Here is a 214-nt window from a genome sequence, read left to right on the forward strand (position 1 = left end):
GACGGATGCCAGTTGAATGCTGACTGAATATCCGTGTCACAGCGGGTAAGCTGACGCGGTTCTCCTCCCTGTGGGGAAATCAACCATAACTGCACGATACCGTTGTCATCACGCATCAGAAACGCAATTTCGGCTGCCGTTGGATTACTGCGCACCCAGTGCCGCGGTTGATTCACCAGCCCCGGGAAGGCGCGATCATGAGTAAACGTCAGAC

At 55.1% G+C, this 214-nt stretch carries 1 pseudogene; it reads right to left on the minus strand.

Annotated features, from left to right (window positions below):
- Positions 1-214 (minus strand): annotated as a pseudogene (locus FDX22_RS30740) (DUF3748 domain-containing protein); the annotation flags it as partial.

Origin of the sequence: Citrobacter sp. TBCS-14 (assembly GCF_005280805.1) — a bacterium.
Taxonomy (GTDB): Bacteria; Pseudomonadota; Gammaproteobacteria; order Enterobacterales; family Enterobacteriaceae; genus Citrobacter; species Citrobacter gillenii.